This is a genomic window from Lentzea tibetensis, assembly GCF_007845675.1.
Lineage (GTDB): Bacteria > Actinomycetota > Actinomycetes > Mycobacteriales > Pseudonocardiaceae > Lentzea > Lentzea tibetensis.
Genome location: NZ_VOBR01000037.1, coordinates 57072 through 73908, shown reverse-complemented (window position 1 = coordinate 73908; position 16837 = coordinate 57072). Strand labels below are relative to the sequence as shown.

Here is a 16837-nt window from a genome sequence, read left to right as displayed (position 1 = left end):
AAGCCTTGCCACATCGAAAATGCCCTGTCAAGGCAGCTTTTCCGCCTTGACAGGGCATTGTCGATGTGGCGACCTCTGGTGATCAGCGAGACCCTCCCCACCCCACACCGCAAAGCCCACACCGCAAAGCCCCGCAGTGAACGGCCCGTTCACCACCCCAACAGATAGCGCCCAACAACCAACAAGCCCCACGCTAAAACGCATGGACCAACAAGGCGTCAGAAGAGTCGAAGACCTGGACATCTCCCCAGAAGCAGCGTCAAGGCGCTGCCGCCCAGGAGGCCCGTGGCAACGCCTGTTCCCGGGAATAGTCCTACTACACAACGGCCCCCCGACCAGGGACCAACTAACAGCAGCGGCCCTACTCAGGGCAGGCCCTCAGGCAATGATCACCGGCCCAGAAGCCTGCCGCCGCTACGGCCTACGCATCCCACAAACAAAACAAATCCACGTACTGGTCCCCAAGAAACGCAGAGGGGCGAACTACGTGGTCATCCTCCACACCACACACATCCCGGCCCCGGTACTAGTAGACGGCTTCCCTCTAGCCCCACCGGCAAGGGCGATCTACGACGCCTGCCGCACGACGACAAACCCGGACACGATCACCACGCTGGTGGCGAACGCAGCCCAACAGGGCCTCTGCGACCCACAACACCTGGAGCGAGAGCTCAAACAGGGCAACACGCACGGCACGAGTCACCTGAGACAACTGCTGGCAGACCTGCACGAGGTCCGCTCAGTGGCGGAACAGGACGCACTGAACCTGTCCAGGAGCATCGGCCTCACCACGAAGTACTGGAACGCGACGATCGAGGGCCCGGACGGCACCGTACTGGGCCGCCCGGACGCGTGGTTCGACGACGTGGCACTGGCGTGGGAGATCGACTCACGACAGTTCCATTTGGACCCGAAGTCCTACGCGAGAACCCTCGAGCGCAACACGCGCTACGCCACCGCGGGAATCGTCCTGGTGCAGACCCTGCCGGCCAGACTGCGCACGGACCCGCAACGGGTCGCGAACGAGCTGCTCAAGGCGCACCAGGCTGCGGAAGCGAGACCGCGCCCGCCGGTGCGGGTCACGTCCAGAAGACCGCCAGGCCCACGTTGAACACGACGAGACCGGCCAGGGTCGGCAGCAGCCACTTCGGTGACGCGGGCTTGGACACGTTCATCGCCACCAGCACACCGATGACGACCAGCACCAGCAGCTTCACGCCGATCTTGATGTGGTTGTAGCTCACGGAGTCGACCACCGGGTCGATTCCGACGAGCGCGACACCGGTCAGCAGCTGCAGCCCGCTGCCGTGCAGCCAGCCCTTGTTGACCGGCGCGTCCGCACCGGCACGGCACTGCACGAAGATCATCGCGATCAGCATGCCCATGCCGAGCAGGTGCAGGAACACCAGCAGCAAACGCACGAACTCCACGGCACTACCTCCGCTTCAAGGCCAGCAGTCCACGCGCACCCAGTACGCCGATGACCGTCCCGAAGACTAGTGAAGCGATCACGAGCACGAGGTGCACGGTGAAGAACGGGGTCGGCCCGTCCGCCCAGGAGCGGGGGTCCTTCCAGATGTTGCGCAGGAAGGTGGGCCAGATCACCCACGACCACACCCCGAAGGCCACCAGGAAGACCGACATCCCACGGGAGAGCTTCACGGCGAGCAGTATCGGACGTGGTGGGTGAAGGTCACTCAACCGGGGTGGATAGCCTGAACCCGTGCCCTTCACCAAACGGCTCATCGTCGCCCTGGTCCTGTTGACGGCCACTGCCGCGTTCGCCGCACCGACCGGCACCGCACAACCTGCGTCGAGCAGCCCGACTGCCTGCGCGAACCGCGAGACGCCGCCGCCACCGGTGGACACGTCCGAACAGCCGAAGCCGGGCGTGAAAGCTCCCGCGGCGCTGGAGGTGCCGGAGTCGCCCGTGGGCGGCGACCGGCTCGGCGAGTGCGGGCTGATCCTGCCGCCGAACTCGCAGCAGCTGCCGAACAACATCACGGCCGGCTCGTGGATCCTGGCGGACATGGACAGCGGCGCCGTGCTGGCCGCGTACGACCCGCACGGCCGGCAGCGGCCCGCGAGCGTCATCAAGGTGCTGCTCGCGATGGTCGTGGCGAAGGAGCTGCGCGGCGACACCGTGGCGACCGCCACCGCCGAGGACCTCGAGCAGGAGTGCACGTGCGTCGGGCTGCGCGACGGCGGCCAGTACACCGTGCGTCAGCTGCTCCAGGCGCTGATGCTGTCGTCGGGCAACGACGTGGCGCACACGCTCGCCCGCCAGCTCGGCGGCGTCCCGAACGCGCTGCGCAAGATGAACGCGCTCGCCAAGGAACTGGGCGCACTCGACACGCGCGCCGTCACGCCCTCCGGTCTGGACGGCCCCGGCACCAGCACGTCGGCCTACGACGTGGCGCTGATCTTCCGCGGCGCGATGAAGTATCCGGAGTTCGCCGAGGCCATCAAGCTGCAGCAGGCCCAGTTCCCCGGCCGCAACGGCGGCACGATCACGCTGAACAACGACAACCGCCTGCTCGCAGGCTACGAGGGCGCGCTGGGCGGCAAGACGGGCTTCACCGACGACGCGCAGCACACCTACGTCGGCGGGGCCGAGCGCAACGGCCGCCGTCTCGTCGTGGCGCTGCTGCGCAGCTCCGCGACGCCGCGCGTCACGGACCAGGCCGCCAAGCTGCTCGACTACGGCTTCACGATGCCGCCGGGCGGCATCGGCCAGCTCGTCACCGGCGCGCCGCAGCCGAAGCAGAAGGTCGTGACGACCCAGCCGCCGAACGCCGAGGACGCCACGTCCACCGACGACAACAAGTCCGAGCGGGCCGCACCGTCCGCGTTCGGCAACGTCGGCGGCCCCATCACGGCCGTCGCCGGTATCGGTCTGCTGTTCGGGTTGTTCATGTACATCCGCAACAAGCGGGCCAAGAAGGCACGCGCTCGCCGCCAGGCCGCGCAGGCCGCCGCCACGCAGACGACTCAGGCTCCCCAGGGCGCCTGATAGCTCTCCGCCCGCACCTGACACGGGGTGCGGGCGCTGCTCCACCCACACGGGTGAGGCCATCGGGCTCCTCTGCAGGCATCAAGCGCAGCGATCCGCTGACGCTCGGTGCCTATCCACATCGCCCGATGGTGAGGAACGCAAGGTGGGGTCCCGTTCGTTCCCGCAAAGGAAGAGGAACGCGGGGGGCGGCGTGGGCTCAGGCTGGGCAGACTCGACGAGGCTGCCCACCTGCTCGGCCGGACCTGAGGTGTCCGACGGGCAGGTTGAGCTCGACCGGGCTGGCCGACGAGAGCAGGTTCGACAGGCCCCGGCCAGACGAGGCCGGACGCGACAGGCACGCGAGACAGGTCCATGCGAGAGGCCGAGGCGCGACAGGACCAGCGCGACAAGGCCCGGCGCGACAAGACGCGCATGACATGGCCGGGCACGCCAGGACCGACGCGAGCCGACCCGCGCGACACGACCCGGCGCGACAGGCTCAGCGAGACGGGACCGGGCGCGACACGGCCAGGGCGCGTCAGACCAGGCGCAACAGGCCCGACGCGACCGGAGCGACAGGACCCGGCACAACACGGGGCAGGACCCGATACGACCCGGCACGGCAGGACCGGCGCGACACGGCCGTGCGCCAGCCCCGGCACGGCAGGACCGAGCGCGACAGGAACCGGCGCGACAAGCCGGGTGCATCAGGACCGGACGCAACAGGCCCGATGCGGCAAGCCCGCGCGACACAGCTGGGCGCGCCAGAATCGAGCACGGCACGGCAGAACCGGGCGCGACAAGATCCGCGACACGGCCAGTCGCGCTAGAACCGACACGACCCGACGCAACACGACCCGGCACGGCAAGCCCGACGCGACAAGACCCGCGCGGCACGGCCGGGGCGCGCTAGAACCGACACGACCCGGCACAGCAGGCCCCGGCACAGCAGGACCGCGCGCAGCAGGACCGCGCAGCAGGCCCCGCGGCACAGCAGCACCGGGCGCGCACGGAAAGCCGGCTAACGCGGCTTCCGCGCCATCCGAGCCAGCAACAACCCCGCCACAGCACCCACACCGAGCAGCCCGGCCGCAGTCCGCCCAGACGGCCCGGACCGCATCTCGATGACAGGCGAAATCACCGCGGGCGCGGGAGCGGCCACGACCTCAGGCTCGAGGTTCTCGCGCGCAGTGGCCGTCCACGCGGTGATGTAGAGCAGGAACTGGGCGACGAGGTTCGCGAACACCAGCACACCGATCACGGACCCGAACGCGGCGGACGTGGGCGACGAGGTCACGGTCTTCAGGAACAACGTCGCGACCTGCTTCAACACCTCAAAACCCACGGCGGCGGCGAAAGCGCCCTTCAGCGCCGAGCGCCAGCCGACGCGCTGACGCGGCAACCGGGTCAGCACCCACAGGAACACGACCCAGTTCGCCAGCAGCGACAGGATGATCGCGCCGATCTGCAGCAGGGCGACGGCCCAGCCCTCCTCGGACCAGCCGAGCCACCGCAGCACCAGCTCGGCGAACCCGCTGCCCGCGGCCGTGATGCCGAACGACACCACGATCGCCAGTCCGAGGCCGAGCAACGACAGCAGGTCGCGCAGCAGCGTCGACAGGAACGGCAGGCTCTTCCTGTCGTGACCCCACTGCGCGGTCAGCGCGTCGCGCAGGTTGCTCATCCAGCCGAGACCGGAGTACGCGGCACCCAGCAGGCCGATGATGCCGACGGTGCCCTTGGACTCCAAGGCGGTCGTGACCGCCTCGTTGATCTGCTTGCTCAGCTCCTTGTCGGGCACGGCCTCGGCGATGCTGCCCTGCAGCTGCGCCAGCAGCTCCGGCTGCGACTGCAGCACGAAACCGGCGATGGCGAAGCCGATCATCAGGATCGGCACGAGCGACAGCACGCTGAAGTACGTGACGGCCGCGGCGTAATGGGCGCCGTACCTCTCGGTGTAGCGCTCGTAGGCGCGCATGAGGTGATCGAGCCACGCGTACTTGCGCCGCAACCTGTCCACGAAAAGGACGCTAGTCCACCGGCACTACACCGGCGCGACGAACCCGATCTTCTCGTACGTGCGACGCAGCGTCACCGACGCGACCTCGCGGGCGTGCTCCGCGCCGCGCGCGAGGACCTTGTCCAGCTCGGCCGGGTCGTCCAGGTACTCGGCGACGCGCGCCTGGATCGGCGTGACCCACTCGGTGAACACCTCGCCGAGGTCCTTCTTCAGGTCGCCGTAGCCCTTGCCGTCGTACGCGGTCACCAGGTCGTCGACCGAACGGCCGGACAGCGCCGAGTAGATCGTCAGCAGGTTCGAGACGCCCGGCTTGTTCTCGACGTCGAAGATGATCTCGCGGCCGGTGTCGGTGACCGCCGAGCGGATCTTCTTCGCGGACTTCTTGGTGTCCTCGAGCAGCTCGACCACGCCACCGGGTACGGACTTGCTCATCTTCGCCGTCGGGTCCTGCAGGTCGAAGATCTTGGCGGTGTCCTTGACGATGTACGCCTCGGGCAGCCGGAAGTTCTTGCCGTAGCGCGAGTTGAAGCGCCCGGCCAGGTCGCGGGTCAGCTCCAGGTGCTGGCGCTGGTCCTCACCGACCGGCACGTAATGCGCCTGGTACAGCAGGATGTCCGCGGCCTGCAGGATCGGGTACGTGAAGAGCCCGACGCCGACCGACGACTCGTTGCGCGCCGACTTGTCCTTGAACTGCGTCATGCGGCTGGCCTCGCCGAAACCGGTGAGGCACTGCATGATCCAGCCGAGCTGCGCGTGCTCCGGCACGTGCGACTGCACGAACAGCGTCGAGCGCTCCGGGTCGATGCCCAGCGCCAGCAGCTGCGCCGCCGACACGCGGGTGTTCTGCCGCAACAGCTTCGGGTCCTGCTCCACGGTGATCGCGTGCAGGTCGACGACGCAGTAGAACGCGTCGTGATCTTCCTGCAGGCTCACCCACTGCCGCACCGCGCCCAGGTAGTTGCCGAGGTGGAACGAACCGGCCGTCGGCTGGATGCCGGAGAGGACGCGAGGACGCGAAACAGGTGCGGTGCTTTCGGACACGGGACGAATCTTCTCAGACCTGCTCGACGTCGGAGACGACGCGCTGGTTCTGCGGTGCCACCGGCACCGCCTTGCGCCTGCGCACCAGGCCGTACACCAAGCCGCCGATGCCTGCGGTCACCGCGATCAGACCGACCGGACCAGCGGCGGAGATGCTGCTCTCCGCAGCACTCACGGCCAGACTCAAGCTGAGCACTGCCGAGCCTCCATCACCGTTACGGGTGAACTCTGATGACTGAATGGTCGCCAAGCTACCGAACGACGGTAGCGTGCATGAGTTGATTGGAGACTATCGGTCACCGATCTTGGGGTGTCACTCGCCCATACGTCGTAGTCCTCTGCCTGGCCGGACGACCCGCCAGCGTCGCCGTCGCCTCCAGCTCACGCACCGTCCTCGCGGAGCCGTGCTCGGACCCCGCCATGCGGCTGATGGTCTCCTCCATCAACGTGCCGCCGATGTCGTTCGCACCGCCCCTGAGCACCTCGGCAGTGCCCTCGTCGCCGAGTTTCACCCACGAGCACTGGATGTTGTCGACCCGGCCGTGCAGTGCGAGCCGGGCGAACGCGTGCACCGCGCGGTTGTCCCTGCGCGTCGGGCCGGGACGGGCGACTCCGGCCAGGTAGATGGGGGCGTTGCGGTGCACGAAGGGCAGTCCGACGAACTCGGTGAGCCCGCCCGTGCGGTCCTGCAGCGCGGCCAGCGCGCGGAAGTGCCCGAGCCAGTGGCCGGGGTGGTCGACGTGGCCGTACATCATCGTGCTGGACGAGCGAATCCCCAGTTCGTGGGCGGTCGCGACGACCTCGAGCCAGGTCGCGGCCGGCAGCTTGCCCTTGGTGAGCACCCAGCGGACGTCGTCGTCGAGGATCTCCGCCGCCGTGCCGGGGATCGTGTCGAGTCCGGCTTCGCGCAGCTCGGTCAGCCACTCCTTGACGCTGACGCCCGCCTTGGCGGCGGCGCTGACGATCTCCATCGGGCTGAACGCGTGCACGTGCATGCCGGGGACGCGCTTCTTGATGCCGCGCACGACGTCCGCGTAGTAGGTGACCGGCAGCTTCGGGTCGATGCCGCCCTGCATGCAGACCTCGGTCGCGCCGGCCAGCCAGGCCTCCTCGGCGCGGTCGGCGACCTCGTCGACGCTCAGCCGGTACGCGTCGGCGTCCCGCTCGCGCTGCGCGAACGCGCAGAACCGGCAGCCGACGTAGCAGACGTTCGAGAAGTTGATGTTGCGGTTGACGACGTACGTGACGTCGTCGCCGACGACGGACGCGCGCAGCTCGTCGGCGAGGCGCGCCATCGTCTCCAGTGCGGCGCCGTCGGCCGTCAGCAGCGCCATGGCCGCCTCGGTGTCCTCCAGGAGCTTCGCGGGGTCGTCAGCGGCGATCCTGAGGCCGCGAGCGGCGTCCTCCGGCAGCTTCGTGGGTGCCGTCGGCACCTGCAGCGACGCCCAGTCGCCGTAGACCTCGTTGAAGTCGCCGCGACGGTCGGACGTGCGGCCCTCGGTGTCGATCGCGGTGTGCAGGTCGGCGCGGCCGTAGGTGTCGAGCCCGCCGTCCGGCTCCTGCCAGTCCCTGCCGACGACCGGCGCGGAAGCGTTTGCGAGCCCGTCGGCCTGCGCGAGCGCCCCGACGTGCGCGGTGAGCCTGGTGTCGATCCACTGGCCAGCGGCGGCGCGGACGTAGCGCGGGTAGACGTTGAGCCGCTCGTGCAGCTCGAAGCCGGCCTTCTCGGTCTGCAGGCGGAGCTCGTCGAGCGCGGGCCACGGCTTCTCGGGATTCACGTGGTCCGGCGTGACGGGCGACACACCGCCCCAGTCGTCGATGCCCGCGCGGAGCATCAGGTCGAACTCCTCGCCGACGAGGTTCGGAGGCGCCTGCACGCTGACGCTCGACGGCATCACGAGCCGCGCGACGGCGATCGTGGCGGCGAGGTCGTGCAGATCGGCGTCCGGCACGCCCTTCATCGCGGTGTCCGGCTTGGCGCGGAAGTTCTGGATGATCACTTCCTGGATGTGCCCGTACTGCTTCGCGATGCCGCGCATGGCGTGCAGCGACTCGGCGCGCTCGGTCAGCGTCTCGCCGATGCCGATCAGGATGCCGGTGGTGAACGGCACGTTCACCCGGCCGGCGTCGGTCAGCACGCGCAGCCGGACCGCGGGGTCCTTGTCCGGGCTGCCGTAGTGCGGGCCGCCCTTCTCGCTCCACAGGCGTTCGGCCGTGGTCTCCAGCATCATGCCCATGCTGGACGCGACGGGCCGCAGCCGCTGGAGCTCCTCCCAGCTCAGCACGCCGGGGTTGAGGTGCGGCAGCAGTCCGGTCTCCTCGAGGACCGCGATCGCGCACGCGCGGACGTAGTCCAAAGTGGAGTCGTACCCGCGTGCCTCGAGCCACTCCTTCGCTTGCGGCCAGCGGTCTTCAGGCCGGTCGCCGAGTGTGAACAGCGCTTCCTTGCAGCCCTGTTCCGCGCCCTTCCTGGCGATCTCGACGACCTCGTCGCGTTCGAGGAACGCGGCGGGCAGCTTGTGCGGGACGGTCGCGAACGTGCAGTAGTGGCAGCGGTCGCGGCACAGCCTGGTCAGCGGGATGAACACCGACCGGCTGTAGGTGACCGTGCCCGGCCTGCCCTCGGCGGTGAGGTGCGCGTCGCGCACCCGGCCGGCGGCGGCGAGCAGTGCGTCCAAGTCCGCGCCGCGTGCGTGGAGCAGCACCGCTGCCTCGGTCACGTCGAGCACGGCGCCGTCCGAGGCCCGCCGCAGAGCGCGCCGCATCGCGGCCTCGCTCGGGCGGGGCTCGGGCGGAGGCACCGAGATGTCCCCAATAGTCGTCACTGCCACGTCAACGACCTTAGGCAACGGACATTCCCGTTCACTTCCTGAACCGTGTGAGCTAACGCACCGTCAGAACCAGTTCGGTGTTGCGGTCGGCGGGCTTTCCGAGCCTCGCCGGGTTGAGGTGGACGTCGTTGTGCATGAGCTCGCGGTAGTGCGCGGCCAGCCCGGATTCGCTCAGATCGTCGTATCCTGCCTGGTAGGGAGCCTCCGGCTCGATCAAGGTGGTGAACAGGCTGAGCGTGCCGTCACCGTTGTCGACGATCTCGATGATCCGGGCGTGCTGCGGATAGTCGACGTGCGCCGCGGTGTTGATCTCCCAGAAGCTGCCGTGCGCGGTGATCTCGTTGCGGTGCGTGTGCCCGTTGACCCACGCGACGACCCGCGGGTACTTCCGCAGCAGCCGCACCAGCGCGTCGCCGGTGAGCCGCGGGTCGAGCGGGCGGCGCCGGTCGGGCAGCACGTTGCCCATCGAGCGGCTGGTGTGGTGGCTGAACACGATGAACCGCTGGTCGCCGCCCCTGCGCAGAACGTCTTCCAGCCACCGGTACTGGTGCCACCCGATGGACCCGTCGGCGAACCCGCCGAGCGTGGTCGTGTCGAGGCTGATGCCGGTGACGCCGTCGGCGATGCGGAACGCGTAGTACACGTCCTTGCCGTCGGCGTTGTCGGTGGTGAACCCGTGCCCGGCCGGTCCGGGCCCGGTGTTGCGCGGGTCGAGGTGCGCGCGCACGAACTCGCCGGGCGTGAACGGCACGCGCCGCGCGTCCGGCGTGACCGTGCGGACGACGCCCTTGGTGGTGAGCAGCGCCAGCGCCTCGGTCACGTACTTCGGGTCGGTCAACGCCGCGGCGACCTTCCGCGTCTCCACCGCGCTGCCGAACCCGACGACCTTGCGGCGTCCGGTGTAGACGCCGTCGAGCAGCCCGTCCGGCAGCGCGCCGACGACGCTGTCGTCGTGGTTGCCGACCGTGCAGTACCACGGAACGTCCAGGCCGGGACTGGTGAACGGCCTGATCGCCGCGTCGAGCAGGCCGGGGATCGCCGGGAACCCCTTGACCTTGTAGTCGTCGCTCGCGGAGGTGTGCGGTTGCCAGTACTGCTGGAGGTTCGCGTTCTGCACGCCCTCGAACCGGGCGAGGTCGCCGGTGTTCGGGGTGATCGTGCCGCCGTTGAGCACCTGCAGGAACCATTCCAGCTCAACGGTTTCGTGGTTGTCGGTGTTGTCACCGGTGGTCATGACGAAGTCGAACTTCCGCCCGGTGTACGGCCCCTTCTCGAGGCTGTTCACCTTGCGCACCAACGCCGTCGACCCGATCGCCGTCAGCGTCTCCTGTGGACGGTGCGCGCCCGACCCGATCACCGGGTGGACGTACTCGAACCGCATCGGGCTCTGCGCGTCGCAGATGTGCATGTCGGAGAACTGGACGAAGCACGCCAGCGCGGTGCGCCGGTTCTCCCTGCCCGGTTTGGCGGTCGCGAGGTCTTCGCGGAGCACGAGCGGCCATCCCGGTCCGGCGGTGAGCCGCCGGTAGCCGGTTGCCCCGATCGGGGTGGCCGCTCTGTCGAGCGTGGTGCCGGTAGTGCTCCCCGCCCCGAGCAGCGGGACTCCTGAGATGCCGACACCGATCGCCTGGAGGAACTGACGCCGGTTGAACCCCTTCACCATTCGCCGTCTCCCATCGCCGTTGATGAGACGGTTTCAGGTTTCAGGAAAGGGCAGGTGAAGTCGATCCGTCAGACGGGCTACTCGGCGGTAGCTAAGGGTCGTCGGAGGCACCTTCACCGGTGCGCCGCGGGTCGCCCTGTTCGGCGTCGAGATCCGGCCGGCGCGACCCGACCTGGAACCGCGGGAAGACCGCGTTCGCGATGGCCGGCAGATCCTTCTTGTTCGCCGCTTTCACGAACTGGCGCACGGTGAGGTACCGGAAGAGCGCAACAGACGCGGAGGAGACCGCTACGACTGCGACGATGATCTGCTCGACCACGGCCCGCTGCCTTTCAGGTCCGGCCGGTCGAGCTGCAGGCGCGCCTCAGCTCAACCAGCTTCCACTGGTGAACCAAGGTCCGCCTCGGCAGGGTGGATCTTGTCGTACTTCCGTTCCCCGTCCCCGCATCCCGGCGCCACGCCTGGGTTCGGCCTCCCAAGCGCGCGACTTCGACGGATGCTGCCGACACCCGCCCAAGCCAATCGCCCGGGATTGTGTGGCCCGGACGACTGCTTTCAGGTTACCGGCTTTCACATCGGCCGACGAAGACGTCAACCAGACGGCGTACTCGACAAGAGCGAGCAGGTTCGGGACGCGAGGCTGTGCTCAGTCGCTGTAGACGACGGTAACCGGAGCGTGGTCGGACCAACGCTCCGCATACGACGGGGCGCGTTCCACCACCGCCGACTGGGCCGATCCAGCGAGCCCCTCCGTCGCCATCTGGTAGTCGATCCGCCATCCGGAGTCGTTGTCGAACGCCTTGCCCCGGTAGGACCACCACGAGTAGGGCCCGGCCACATCGGGGTGCAGGGCACGCATCACGTCGGTGTACCCGGACGCGAACACGGAGTCCATCCACGCCCGCTCGGAAGGCAGGAACCCGGACGACTTCTGGTTGGTCTTCCACGCCTTCAGGTCCGCGGCGGTGTGCGCGATGTTCCAGTCCCCGCACACGACGACCTCACGGCCGCTGACCAGAGCCTTGTCCCGCAGTTCGACGAGGTAGGGCAGGAACGCGGCCATGAACCGCTCCTTCTCGTCCTGCTTGGGCGTGCCGACGTCACCGCTCGGCAGGTACAGCGACGCCACCACGACGTCCGGCAGCTCGATCTCCACGTAGCGGCCCGAAGCGTCGAACTCGCGCTCACCGAAACCGACGCGCACGGCGGAGGGCTCGACGCGCGACAGCACGGCCACGCCGCTGCGGCCCTTGATGTCGCTGTGCGCGTAGTACGAGTGCCAACCCGAAGGCGTGCGGACGTCAGCGGGAAGCTCAGCAGGCTCGGCGCGCACCTCCTGGAGGCACACCACGTCGGCCTGCGTCGCGGAAAGCCACTCGAGATAGCCCTTGCGGGCGGCAGCACGAAGACCGTTGACGTTGACGGTGGAGACGGTGAGCACGAGCCGGAACCCTAGTCGCGGCCCTGGACCGCCCAGCCGTGCGGGTAGCGGGCGCCGCAGCCGGTGCAGTGCGCCTTCAGGCCGAGGTAGGTGACCAGCGTCGCGTCGCCGTCGGGGTTCGGGACGCCGGGCAGGCGCTCTCCGTCGAGCTCGGTGACGAGGCCCGGCCACTCCGGCGAGCAGGCACAGGTGGTCACGCCCTTGCGGCCCCACCGAAACGCGTTGAACAGCATCCCGACATTTTGCCATACGCCACCGAAGGCGTTTGCGAACGGGATCGCGCGCTTCGGCGACCACGAATTGTTTGGCCAACACCCTTGTCGACCCCACCCGGAATACGCGAAGTTGTTTGTGGGCCCAAGATCTTTCCCCCCACAGCGCGAACAAGGAGAAAGAAAATGAACGCGATCAAGGGTGTTCTCGTCGGTATGGCCGCTGCCGGCATTTTCCTCACCGGCGCTCAGGCGATCGCCGCTCCCGCTCCGACGACGTCGACGTCCGCTGACGCCTCGGCCAGCGTGACCGGCGAGGTCGTCGCGATCGTGGGCAAGAAGACCATCAAGGTGAAGGTGGACGCCAGCACCACCGTGGACGTCGACCTCGACGCCAAGACCATCATCTCCGGTGAGGTGAAGGTCGGCGTGACCGTCAACGTCAACGGCAAGAAGGTCGAGAAGAAGATCCTCGCGTCGGGCATCGTCGTCATCAAGTGACGCACTGAACCACAAATAGGGGGCCGGGACCATCCCGGTCCCCTATTTCAGTACATCTGCTAGATTTCTTCTGCCGCTGATTCCCAATTTGCGGTACGCACGGGTGAGATGCAGCTCGACGGCGCGCGGAGTGACGAACAGCTCGTCCGCGATCTGCTTGTTCGTCAGGCCGAGCATCGCCCGGCGGACGATGTGCTCCTCCTGCGCGGTGAGCGCGTTCGGGTCGGCGTTGACGGTCCGCGACGGCCTGCCGCCGGACGCCCGCAGCTCGCGTGCCGCGATGCCCATCAGCGGGACCGCGCCGCACCGCTTCGCCAGGTCGTGTCCCTGCCGCAGCGCCGCCTGCGCCTCGGTGACGCGACCGCCCTCCCGCAGGCACGTGCCCCAGTCGACCAGCGACCGCGCCAGCTCCAGGCTCGCGGGCGTCGACCGCAGTGCCGCAACGGACTCGGCGAGCAGGTCGACCGAGCCGGTCACCAGGCCGAGTGCGCGCAACGCGATGCCGATCGGGATCGGCCTTCCCCACTCCCGTGCCAGCGCGAGCTCCTGCTCGGCCAGCTCGGTGGCGCTGTCCCGGTCGCCGAGCGCGAGGTGCGCGAGCGCGGCGTGCGAGCGCCACGGCTGAGCCGCCGGGTTGCGCGCTCCCCTGCGCTCCATCCGCCGCCCGCACTCCAGGTGGTCGCGCAGCGCGCCCGCCTGGTCCCCGAGCGCGGCGCGCAGCCGTCCGCGCTGGAACAGCACCGCGTGGTAGTGCGCGAAGTCCGGCAGCTCGCCCTCGAGATCCCTGTCCCGCAACAGGTGCAGCGCCGCCCGCGCGTTGCCCCCGTCCACCCGCACGGCGACGAGAGCGGCGATGGTGACCACGAGGCTGGTGTCCCTGGTGACGCCCAGCGAGTCGAGCTGCTCCAGTGACGCCGCGCCGAGCGACTCGGCCTCGCGCAGCTGGCCGAGCCGCCGCAGCACGTGGCTCTGGACGCCCTGCACCAGCGCCGCGGACAGCGCCAGGTCGAGTGATCGCGCGGTCTTCAGCACGTCCTCGCACTGCGCCGCGGCGACCTCGTAGTCGTCCAGCGCGACCAGCGCGACGACGAGGTGCGCGAACGACCACTGGTCGACCAGGTCCCTGCCGAAGCGGAACGGCAGCGCCGCGCCCACCCGTTGCTGCGTCTCGCGCGCGTTCGCGCCGATCATGCCACCTCGGTACGCGAGCAGCGTGTTGAGGAACCGCTCGTTCTGCACGGACGTCATGCGGCCGCCGAGCAGTCGCGCGATGCGCACCTCGACCTCGGGTGAGAAGTGCGAGTCCTCCAGGCCGAGCGCCAGCGCGTACATGTCGAGCCGCTGCGCCAGGTCCGGATCCACTGTGGACACACGGGTGATCACGCCGTCGAGCGTCGCCACGGCGTCGGGGTAGAGCCGCCTGCCGGCCAGCTCGTAGGCGAGCAGCAACGCCATCCGCCCCTCGGCGGAGGCGTCCATGTGCTGCCCGGCCGCCTCGGTCAGCGACGCGCGCGCGGCGGTCGGGTCCACGTGGGACTGCGCCTCACCCAGCTCGACCAGCACCTGTCCGCGCACGTCCTCGGCCAGCGGCTCGCGCAGCAACCGGTTGAGGTACTTGATCGCCTTGTCCGGCGTCGCGTGGCGTGCGGCGCGGCGCAGCACGTCGCACACCCAGTCCTCGCCGATCGTGGCCGCGGCGAGCAGCTGGTCCGCGACGTCGGCGATCGGCGCCTGGTCGCGGTGGCGGAACAACGCCGCCCGCCGGTGGACCTCGGCCTGCTCCAGCTCGGTCATGCTCGCGAGCAGCGTCGCGGACACCATCGGCACCTCGGCGAAGCCCAGCGCGACGAGTGCGCGGGACGCGACCGCGGCGGACGGCGGGTCGATGTCGGCGGCCGCGGCGGCGAGCGGGAGGTCGACGTCCCCGAGCACGGCGCGAGCACGGGCCAGCGCGAGCACGGGCTCGCCGTGCTGGCGGAGCCGCGCGGTCAGTTCGGCGGCGCGGTCGGCCGGTTCGCGGCGGCGCAGCGCCAGCAGGTACGGGTTGCCACCGGTCTCGAACCGCCAGGCGGTGACGAGCTCCTCGGTGACACCGATGCGGAAGTACGCGCGGAGCAGGCGGGTGCAGGCGTGCTGGTCGAGCCCGGCGAGCCGGATCCGGCGGGCGTCGCCGACGATCTCGCGCAGCAGCACCGGGTCTGCGCCGTCGGACGCGAGCCCCCTGGTGACGACGAGCAGCACGGGCAGCTCACCCAACCGTCTTCGCAGGTAGGTGAGGAACTGCAGGGACGACCGGTCGGCGTGCTCCAGGTCGTCGACGGCCAGCAGCACCGGCCCCTGCGCGGCGAGCTGCTGCACGTGCCGGTGCAGCCGGTGCAGCACGGCCTGGTCCGGCAGCTCGACGATGTCGTCGGCCTCGGCGTCGAACAGCTGGCTCGCCACGCCGAAGCGGAACTCGGCCTCCGACGCCGAGCACTGGGCCCGGAACACCCGGAAGCCGAGGTCCTTCGCGATCCTGGTCATCTCACCGAGCAGTGCTGTCTTGCCGATCCCGACGCGTCCCTCGACGGACAGGACCGCGGGGACGCCGTCGGCCGCCTCGGTCAGCACGGCGCGCACGGCGCTCAGCTCCGGTTTGCGATCCAGGGCAACCTGATCAGCTACCGCCACCCGGTGTCCTCTCCAGCTGCGAACTGACGAACACGCGGCGGTGCGTTCGCGTGACCTTTCTAGGCCAGCTGGCCCAACCCTATCGGGGGGAGGTCAGTGCTGGAAAGGGCTTTCCCGGACCGGGACCTGGCTCGGTACCGCACGCGGCAGGGTGATTCCGGCCACTTGGTCTTCATGCCGCGCACGGGTTTCGGCGCACCGTCGAGCAGGTCGAAGTCGAACCGGGTGAACAGCCGGGCGAGGATGACCTTCATCTCGAGGTACGCGAAGTGAACGCCGGTGCACCGGTGGACGCCGCCGCCGAACCCGATCAGCGACTGCCGCTCCTGCTTGCCCTCCCTGCCACGGGCGTACCGGTCCGGCCAGTAGGAGTCCGGGCGCGCGTGCTCGTCCGGGAGCCGGTGCGACACCGCGGGGCACGAGAACACCAGCGTCCCCTTCGGCACGCGGTAGCCGTCCATCTCGAAGTCCTCGGCGGCCTTGCGCGCCTGGATGTACGCGACGGGGTGCAGGCGTTCGCTCTCGTGCAGGCAGTTGTCCAGGTGCGCCAGCACCTTCGTGTCCGCCAGCTCGATCGACCCGCCCGCGACGGCCAGCTCGCTCTCCGCGCGGACGCGCAGCAGGTCGTCCGGGCTGCCGAGCAGGTCCGCGACCGCCCACGAGATGTGCCCCGCGGTCGTCTCGTGGCCTGCCCAGGTGAGCAGCAGGACCAGGTTGACCAGCACGAGGTCCGGCACCGGTTCGCCGTCGGAGTAGCGCGACTCGGCGAGCGTCTGCAGGAAGTCGACCGGCCGCACCGGGTTGCGGCGCCGTTCCCTGATCATGTCGCCGAGCACGGCGCGCAGCCGGTCGCGCGAGCGCCTGCTGCGGACGAGCCTCGGCAGCGGGAGCCAGCCGGGGAGGAGGAACCCCATGCCGCCGGAGAACCTCCGGAACTCCTCGAAGAAGTCCCTGTCCATGCGAGACGCGAAGTCCGCGCCGAGGAAGCAGCGGGCGGCGATCCGCATGACGAGCGGGCCGAGCTCGTCGACGAGGTCGAACTCGCCCTCGGTGCCCAGCCCGTCGATGAACCTCTCGGTCTCGCGTTCCATCGCGGCGACGTAGCTCTCCAGCTGGCGGCCCTGGAACCGCGGCACCACGATCTCGCGCTGCCGGTGGTACTCCTCGACGCCGGCGAAGACGTAGAACTCCGGCGAGAACATGCGCTTGAAGAACGGGTACGCGGCCCGGATCGACAGCGCCTTGTCCGTCTCGGAGTAGAAGAACCTGTTGCGCTCGGCGCCGAGCAGCACGACCGAGCGGACGCCGGGCAGCGACAGCGAGAAGAGCCCGCCGTGCTCGGTGTACCCGCGCCAGATCAGCCGCTCGGGTGCGGAGAAGAACTCAGCGCCGTGACCGATGACCGGCCTCGCTCCGGAGACCGTCGGGGGGATGTGGTCCATGGTCGGAAGTTAGGGCCTGTG

At 69.4% G+C, this 16837-nt stretch carries 15 protein-coding genes; 3 read left to right on the top strand and 12 right to left on the bottom strand.

Annotation, left to right across the window (positions count from 1 at the left end):
• Positions 1–616: 616 nt before the first annotated feature.
• On the top strand, positions 617–1111 hold the full coding sequence (locus FKR81_RS44575; RefSeq protein WP_222598537.1) for a hypothetical protein: 495 nt from the start codon (positions 617–619) through the stop codon (positions 1109–1111).
• Here FKR81_RS44575 and FKR81_RS37995 read toward each other — a convergent pair.
• On the bottom strand, positions 1080–1430 hold the full coding sequence (locus FKR81_RS37995; protein ID WP_146359246.1) for a hypothetical protein: 351 nt from the start codon (positions 1428–1430) through the stop codon (positions 1080–1082). The two genes, FKR81_RS44575 and FKR81_RS37995, sit on opposite strands and share 32 nt — an antisense overlap.
• Before the next feature lie 4 nt (positions 1431–1434).
• Complete coding sequence (locus tag FKR81_RS37990; RefSeq protein WP_146359243.1) at positions 1435–1662, bottom strand: SCO4848 family membrane protein; 228 nt, start codon at positions 1660–1662, stop codon at positions 1435–1437.
• A 61-nt stretch (positions 1663–1723) separates the two neighbouring features.
• On the opposite strand from FKR81_RS37990, the gene FKR81_RS37985 reads away from it, so the two are divergent.
• The gene (locus FKR81_RS37985) at positions 1724–3013 is read left to right on the top strand and encodes a D-alanyl-D-alanine carboxypeptidase family protein (RefSeq protein ID WP_146359241.1); all 1290 of its coding nucleotides are present in this window, start codon (positions 1724–1726) and stop codon (positions 3011–3013) included.
• Positions 3014–4016: 1003 nt separating this feature from the next.
• On the opposite strand, the gene yhjD is transcribed toward FKR81_RS37985, so the two are convergent.
• The 8 genes from yhjD to FKR81_RS37950 all read right to left on the bottom strand — a co-directional run bounded on the left by yhjD (position 4017) and on the right by FKR81_RS37950 (position 12224).
• Positions 4017–5015, bottom strand: a complete 999-nt coding sequence (yhjD, locus tag FKR81_RS37980) for an inner membrane protein YhjD (RefSeq protein WP_235922144.1) — start codon at positions 5013–5015, stop codon at positions 4017–4019.
• Positions 5016–5039: 24 nt separating this feature from the next.
• Entirely contained in the window at positions 5040–6056 is a 1017-nt protein-coding gene (trpS, locus tag FKR81_RS37975; protein WP_146359239.1) for a tryptophan--tRNA ligase, read from the bottom strand.
• A 13-nt stretch (positions 6057–6069) separates the two neighbouring features.
• Complete coding sequence (locus FKR81_RS44060; RefSeq protein WP_186763412.1) at positions 6070–6231, bottom strand: hypothetical protein; 162 nt, start codon at positions 6229–6231, stop codon at positions 6070–6072.
• Positions 6232–6352: 121 nt separating this feature from the next.
• A complete protein-coding gene (locus FKR81_RS37970; RefSeq protein WP_268891606.1) occupies positions 6353–8881 on the bottom strand; it encodes a bifunctional FO biosynthesis protein CofGH in 2529 nt (842 codons plus the stop codon).
• Between the two features lie 58 nt (positions 8882–8939).
• On the bottom strand, positions 8940–10550 hold the full coding sequence (locus FKR81_RS37965) for a TIGR03767 family metallophosphoesterase (RefSeq protein ID WP_146359237.1): 1611 nt from the start codon (positions 10548–10550) through the stop codon (positions 8940–8942).
• Positions 10551–10641: 91 nt separating this feature from the next.
• Positions 10642–10869 carry a hypothetical protein gene (locus FKR81_RS37960; RefSeq protein ID WP_146359235.1) on the bottom strand — a complete coding sequence of 76 codons (228 nt, stop codon included), beginning with the start codon at positions 10867–10869 and terminating at the stop codon, positions 10642–10644.
• Between the two features lie 327 nt (positions 10870–11196).
• A complete protein-coding gene (locus FKR81_RS37955; protein WP_146359233.1) occupies positions 11197–11991 on the bottom strand; it encodes an exodeoxyribonuclease III in 795 nt (264 codons plus the stop codon).
• Positions 11992–12002: 11 nt separating this feature from the next.
• Complete coding sequence (locus FKR81_RS37950) at positions 12003–12224, bottom strand: hypothetical protein (RefSeq protein WP_146359231.1); 222 nt, start codon at positions 12222–12224, stop codon at positions 12003–12005.
• Between the two features lie 165 nt (positions 12225–12389).
• On the opposite strand from FKR81_RS37950, the gene FKR81_RS37945 reads away from it, so the two are divergent.
• Positions 12390–12704, top strand: a complete 315-nt coding sequence (locus FKR81_RS37945; RefSeq protein WP_146359230.1) for a hypothetical protein — start codon at positions 12390–12392, stop codon at positions 12702–12704.
• A gap of 42 nt (positions 12705–12746) precedes the next feature.
• Here the strand turns inward: FKR81_RS37945 and FKR81_RS37940 are convergent, their stop codons facing one another.
• Both FKR81_RS37940 and FKR81_RS37935 read right to left on the bottom strand, forming a co-directional pair.
• On the bottom strand, positions 12747–15374 hold the full coding sequence (locus FKR81_RS37940; RefSeq protein ID WP_146359228.1) for a helix-turn-helix transcriptional regulator: 2628 nt from the start codon (positions 15372–15374) through the stop codon (positions 12747–12749).
• A gap of 59 nt (positions 15375–15433) precedes the next feature.
• Complete coding sequence (locus tag FKR81_RS37935) at positions 15434–16816, bottom strand: cytochrome P450 (RefSeq protein WP_146359226.1); 1383 nt, start codon at positions 16814–16816, stop codon at positions 15434–15436.
• Between the last annotated feature and the right edge of the window lie 21 nt (positions 16817–16837).

Bases quoted from the DNA above. Each gene is read 5' to 3' on its own strand.
- FKR81_RS37950 (WP_146359231.1), bottom strand. From the start codon at position 12,224: ATGCTGTTCAACGCGTTTCGGTGGGGCCGCAAGGGCGTGACCACCTGT.
- FKR81_RS37945 (WP_146359230.1), top strand. From the start codon at position 12,390: ATGAACGCGATCAAGGGTGTTCTCGTCGGTATGGCCGCTGCCGGCATT.
- FKR81_RS37965 (WP_146359237.1), bottom strand. From the start codon at position 10,550: ATGGTGAAGGGGTTCAACCGGCGTCAGTTCCTCCAGGCGATCGGTGTC.
- FKR81_RS37935 (WP_146359226.1), bottom strand. From the start codon at position 16,816: ATGGACCACATCCCCCCGACGGTCTCCGGAGCGAGGCCGGTCATCGGT.